We start from the raw sequence: 6,187 nt of genomic DNA on the forward strand, positions 1-6,187 counted from the left end.
GAAGGCAAAAAGCGCCTTTTGTCAGCGCTTGTCTTATGCTTGTCGGGGCTGACCAGGGTGCTTGCGCATTTCTTATGTGGAGGGCTTTATGCAGAAAAATGGAAAGAAAAGAAGAGCATCAATAAAAGAAACGAAATTTAAAGAATTTCAGGAAAAAATTGGCTTCGCCTTTCATGATGAAAATTTGTTAAGGCAAGCTTTTACCCATTCATCCTATGTGAATGAGCATCGCCGCAAGCCTTATGAGGATAATGAAAGGCTTGAGTTTTTAGGGGATGCCGTATTGGAGCTGACGATCTCAAAATTTTTATACAAAAAATATCCAATGATGAGTGAGGGGGAACTTACTAAGCTCAGGGCTTCTATTGTTTGTGAGCCGTCGTTGGTAGAGTTTGCCCATGATATGTCATTTGGTGAGCTCGTATTGCTTGGAAAAGGAGAAGAAATGACCGGTGGACGGGAACGCCCTGCCTTGCTGGCGGATGTGTTTGAAGCATTTATCGGCGCCCTATATCTTGACTTGGGGCTTGAAGCTGTTGTTTCTTTCTTGGAGAGAGTCGTTTTCCCAAAAATTAATGAGGGTGCTTTTTCTCATATGATGGATTATAAAAGCCAGCTGCAAGAGCTTATCCAAAGGGATGGTTCAGGAATTGTTGAGTATAAAATCCTACAGGAAACTGGACCAGCTCATAACCGTGAATTCCAGTCCCGGGTTTCCTTGAATGGCCAGGAATTAGGCACAGGGACCGGACGTTCCAAAAAAGAGGCCGAGCAGCGCGCTGCGCAAAAGGCGCTCCAAGCTCTGCGCGAAAACAAGCAGCATGACAGCTAGTGATAGTTTTTACATGAGGGGGGAAATGAAATGTTCCTCAAACGATTAGACGTTGTAGGATTCAAATCCTTTGCAGAAAGAATTTCTGTTGAATTTGTACCCGGCGTAACCGCGGTTGTTGGCCCAAACGGAAGCGGAAAGAGTAACATTACGGACGCAATTCGGTGGGTGCTGGGAGAGCAGTCAGCAAAATCACTGCGCGGCGCAAAAATGGAAGATATCATTTTTGCGGGAAGCGATTCAAGAAAAGCAGTCAATTTTGCTGAAGTATCCCTGACCCTTGATAATGGATCGGGCTTTTTACCAATTGATTATCAGGAAGTCAGTGTGACAAGAAGGGTTTATCGGTCCGGGGACAGTGAGTTTTTAATTAACAAACAACCCTGCCGGCTTAAGGACATTGTTGACTTATTTATGGATTCAGGACTTGGGAAAGAAGCATTTTCTATTATCAGCCAGGGTAAAGTTGAAGAAATTCTGAGCAGCAAATCTGAAGAACGCAGGATTATCTTTGAAGAAGCTGCCGGTGTCCTTAAGTATAAGAGCAGAAAGAGAAAAGCTGAATCAAAGCTTTCGGAGACCCAGGAAAACTTAAATCGAGTGCAGGATATTCTGCATGAACTTGAAGGACAGGTGGAGCCCTTAAAGATCCAGGCGTCCATAGCTGCTGATTATCTGGAGAAAAAAGAAGAGCTGGAGCAAATTGAAGTGGCTCTTACTGTGTTTGAAATTGAATCGCTCCACGAAAAGTGGCAATCTATTTCCAAAGAACTGGAGAAACACAGTGATATGGAGGTCAAGCAGGCCGCTGAATTACAAAAAAAGGAAGCGGAGCTTGAGGAGGCACGCGACCGTGTCACAGCACTTGATGAATCAATCAATGATCTTCAGGAAGTGCTCCTTCAAGCGAGCGAGGAGCTCGAAAAATTAGAGGGTAGAAAAGAAGTTTTAAAGGAACGTAAAAAGAACGCTTCCCAAAACAAACAGGGCCTTGAAAAATCAATTGAAGAGGCATCCACAAGAATTAAGGCACTGGAACTCGAAAAAATTGCAGAATCACAAGGATTGGAACTGCTGGAGCAAGAGGTCAAGGATTTGACTGGAACGCTCCAGGAAAAGCAGAAACAATTATCAGCTTTTAATTCCAACCTGGAAGAGATAATTGAAACGCTAAAGAGCGATTATATTGAATGGCTGAACAAGCAGGCTACCGCAAATAACGAAATTCGATATCTTGAGCAGCAAATCAGCCAGCAGGATCATAAAAACACGAGGCTCGATAAAGAAAACTCGAGATATATTGTAGAGAGAAAAAACATCGGCGAAAGAAAAACAGCGCTGATGGAATCACTGAAAGCCTTGCAGCAGGAAATAGAAGACCATGTAACTTTCTTTCGGAATGAACAGAGAAAGCTGGACAATGTGAAGTCAGCTTATCAAAAACAGGAGACAACCTTGTACCAGGCGTATCAATTTTTGCAGCAGGCGAAATCCCGCAAGGAAATGCTTGAAGAAATGGAAGATGAGTATGCCGGATTTTTTCAGGGAGTCAAGGAAGTACTAAAGGCCAAGGACCGTCAGCTTGCAGGTATAGAAGGCGCTGTTGCAGAATTAATAACCGTTCCCCGCGATTATCAGATCGCAATTGAAACGGCCCTCGGGGGAGCCACCCAGCATGTTGTTACTGCTAATGAAGAACATGCACGCAACGCCATTGCCTTTCTGAAAAAGTACGGCTATGGCCGCGCGACATTTCTTCCTCTTTCGGTTATTAAAGGACGGCAAATCCCGGAAACCCAGCTTTCCTACTTGAAGAACCACCAAGCCTTTATCGGCACGGCGGCTGATTTGCTAGATTTTGATGAAAAATACCGCTTTATTATCACTAATTTGCTTGGCACAGTGATAGTTACCAAGGATCTTAGGGGAGCCAATGAACTTGCCAAATTGGTACAGCATAAATACCGGTTTGTAACTTTGGAAGGCGATGTTGTCAATCCGGGCGGTTCCATGACTGGGGGCGCAGTAAAGCAGAAGACCGCTTCATTGCTTTCAAGAAAGGGAGAACTGGAAGAACTGAAAACAAGGCTTTCGGGTATGGAGGAAAAAACAGCTAAGCTTGAAGAACATGTTAAAAAACTTAAGGCTGATATTGCAAGCCAGGAAGAAAAGATTGAGGACATCCGTAAAGCAGGTGAAGCTCTCCGCATGGATGAGCAGAGTATAAAAGGCGATAGCAAGCAGGTAGAGCTCGAAGAAAAGAATGTTAATGAGCGGCTGAGGCTTTATGACTTGGAAAAGTCATCGTTAAACGAGGAACAGGAATCCAGAACAAATCGGTTGGGTGAACTAAGAGACCAATTGGCAGATTGCCAGTCTTCCATTAGCCGCCTTGACAAGGAAATTGCTGAATTGACCAAGCAAAAACAAACCCAGCAATCATCAAAGGAAACTCTTTCTCAAGAAACAAATGATCTGAAGGTTACTTTGGCTTCTAAAAGCAGCCAGCTTTATAATCAGCAGGAAAACGTAAATAGAATCACAATGGAATTAACCGCCCTCCAGGAAAAGTTGGAGGAATATCAGGATGACTTGTCGTTGTTAACTAATGAAATGCATGACAATTCAAGCGGAGAGCACATACTCGAAAAGGCTGCCGCCATGAAATCACAGGATAAACAAGAAGCCATCACCCTTATTTCCACAAGAAGAAGGGAACGGATGGAGCTGCATGCTTTGGTTGAGGACATGGAAATCGGAACAAAAGAACTGAAACGGATCCATAAAGGTTTGGCTGAAGTGGTTAAAGATGACGAAGTAAAGCTAAACCGGCTGGATGTTGAGCTTGAAACAAGACTGGATCACCTTCGTGAGGAATATTTCCTCACTTTTGAGGGGGCGAAGGAAAAGCACCCAATGACAATGCCTGCTGATGAAGCAAAAAAGCGGGTTAAGCTGATCAAGCTGGCCATAGAAGAAATGGGAACTGTTAACCTTGGGGCCATTGATGAATATGAACGGGTCTCTGAACGTTACCATTTTCTAATGGAGCAAAAGGAAGATCTTCAAGAGGCCAAGAAAACTTTGTTTAAAGTCATCGAGGAAATGGATGACGAAATGAAAAAGAGGTTTTCGGACACTTTTTATGCTATCCGGGAACAGTTTGAATCCGTCTTTAAAGCTTTATTTGGAGGCGGACGAGCGGAACTGAAACTAACCGAACCAAGTGACCTTTTGCGAACAGGTGTGGATATTATAGCCCAGCCGCCGGGAAAAAAACTTCAGAATCTTGGCCTGTTGTCAGGTGGCGAACGGGCTTTGACTGCGATTGCGCTGTTATTTTCAATCCTGAAAATCAGGCCTGTGCCATTCTGTATCCTTGACGAAGTAGAAGCAGCCCTTGATGAAGCAAATGTGCTGAGATTCAGCCAGTACTTAAAACATTTCAGCAGTCAGACCCAATTCATTGTTATTACGCATCGTAAAGGAACGATGGAAGAAGCTGATGTATTGTATGGTGTCACGATGCAGGAATCAGGTGTTTCAAAGCTTGTTTCTGTACGGATTGATGAATCAAAAGAATTTGCAGAGATCTAAGTTCCTTGCTTGGCAATAGTTTTGTTGGAACAATGAAATGCAATCAAGAAGCCTGCCATAGGCTATTGATGGATCATCGGAAAAAGGAAGTGAATAAAATGAGTTTTTTTAAGAAGCTGAAGGATAAGTTTACGACCCAGTCAGACTCGATGACTGAGAAGTTCAAAGAAGGATTAACGAAAACAAGGGATTCCTTTACCGGAAGAATAAATGACCTTGTGGCCCGTTACCGTCAGGTCGATGAGGAATTTTTTGAAGAGCTTGAGGAAATTCTGATTCAGGCAGATGTTGGATTCGATGCAGTAATGAAGCTGACTGAAGAGCTTAGGATGGAAGTGAAGCGCCGCAACATCTCTGATACAAAAGAGGTGCAGTCGGTTATTTCAGAAAAGCTTGTGGAGATATACAATAACAACAGTGATAGGTCATCCGAGCTTAATATTCAGGCTGAGGGGTTGACTGTCATCCTATTCGTAGGTGTGAATGGGGTGGGCAAGACAACGACAATCGGAAAGCTTGCACACAAATTCAAGGAAGAAGGCAAGTCAGTGCTTCTGGCAGCAGGGGATACATTCCGTGCTGGGGCGATTGAGCAGCTTGAAGTATGGGGCGAGCGTGTTGGTGTGGACGTTATTAAGCAGGCTGCAGGGTCTGACCCTGCAGCTGTGATGTTCGACGCGGTCCAGTCCGCTAAAGCAAGGAATGCCGATATCTTAATCTGTGATACGGCTGGCCGACTGCAAAATAAAGTGAATTTGATGAAAGAACTTGAAAAAGTAAAACGTGTAATAGAACGCGAAATACCGGGGGCCCCACATGAGGTTCTACTTGTGCTTGATGCAACAACCGGGCAAAACGCAATGATCCAGGCGAAAACCTTCAAGGAAGCAACGGATGTAAGTGGAATCGTGTTAACGAAGCTTGACGGAACAGCAAAAGGCGGAATTGTTCTGGCGATCCGCAACGAGCTTTCTATTCCGGTCAAATTTGTTGGACTAGGCGAAAAAATGGACGATCTCCAGGATTTCGATGCCGAGAAGTATGTATACGGACTGTTCGCTGATGCAATTGAAAAAGAAGAAGAATAGGCAAAGACTGAAACCGGAAGCCAGTGGCTTCCGGTTTGTTTCTACAGATATAATAACTACTGTATTAAACTAGACTTAAAAGTCGGGCGAAGGCCTAGGATGTGGGTCAGAATGGCGTTGCCACAGGACGTGGGAAATTTAGCCGTTCACCCTTACTAGCAAGGCGCTTCAGGATTCAAGTTGGTACAAAGTCTTCTTTTTTGAAAGTGTACTGATGTCCAGCTGTAGCGCCTAGCCCCGACGCACAGGACGTGCTAGTGCCGACGTTTGGCACAGGACGTGGCGTTCTTAGTCGGCCTCGAGGTCATAAGCCAAATTCCTTCAGAAGGCAAAGAACACCTTCCTGCGGAATTCGTCTTATGCTTGCCGGACTTGCACAGGATGTGCTGACGCCGACGTTTGGCACAGGACGTGCCAGACGTTAGTCGGCGTTCCTTACTTTAAGGCGCTTCCGCATTTATAGTTTGGTACAAAGTCTCCTTTTTTGAAAATGTACAGATGTTCAGCTGCAGCGCCTAGCCTCTCGAGGTCATAAGCCTAATTCCTACAGAAGGCAAAGAACGCCTTCCTACGGAATTCGTCTTATGCTTGCCGGACTTGCACAGGATGTGCTGACGCCGACGTTTGGCACAGGACGTGCCAGACGTTAGTCGGCGTTCCTTACTTTAAG

General features: G+C 44.7%; 3 protein-coding genes. All 3 read left to right on the forward strand.

Annotated features, from left to right (window positions below):
* The first annotated feature begins 88 nt into the window (after nucleotides 1–88).
* The 3 genes from rnc to ftsY all read left to right on the forward strand — a co-directional run bounded on the left by rnc (nucleotide 89) and on the right by ftsY (nucleotide 5,517).
* Nucleotides 89–832: a ribonuclease III gene (gene rnc / locus D0469_RS20005; RefSeq protein WP_117328483.1), complete on the forward strand. Its 744-nt coding sequence runs from the start codon at nucleotides 89–91 to the stop codon at nucleotides 830–832.
* 30 nt (nucleotides 833–862) lie between these two features.
* The gene (gene smc / locus D0469_RS20010; protein ID WP_117328484.1) at nucleotides 863–4,429 is read left to right on the forward strand and encodes a chromosome segregation protein SMC; all 3,567 of its coding nucleotides are present in this window, start codon (nucleotides 863–865) and stop codon (nucleotides 4,427–4,429) included.
* 98 nt (nucleotides 4,430–4,527) lie between these two features.
* Complete coding sequence (ftsY, locus tag D0469_RS20015) at nucleotides 4,528–5,517, forward strand: signal recognition particle-docking protein FtsY (RefSeq protein ID WP_233523126.1); 990 nt, start codon at nucleotides 4,528–4,530, stop codon at nucleotides 5,515–5,517.
* The last annotated feature ends 670 nt before the right edge of the window (nucleotides 5,518–6,187 follow it).

This window comes from Peribacillus saganii (genome assembly GCF_003429095.1).
GTDB lineage: Bacteria > Bacillota > Bacilli > Bacillales > DSM-1321 > Peribacillus > Peribacillus saganii.

Coding starts and splice junctions, on each gene's coding strand:
- rnc (WP_117328483.1), top strand. CDS start 89: ATGCAGAAAAATGGAAAGAAAAGAAGAGCATCAATAAAAGAAACGAAA.
- smc (WP_117328484.1), top strand. CDS start 863: ATGTTCCTCAAACGATTAGACGTTGTAGGATTCAAATCCTTTGCAGAA.
- ftsY (WP_233523126.1), top strand. CDS start 4,528: ATGAGTTTTTTTAAGAAGCTGAAGGATAAGTTTACGACCCAGTCAGAC.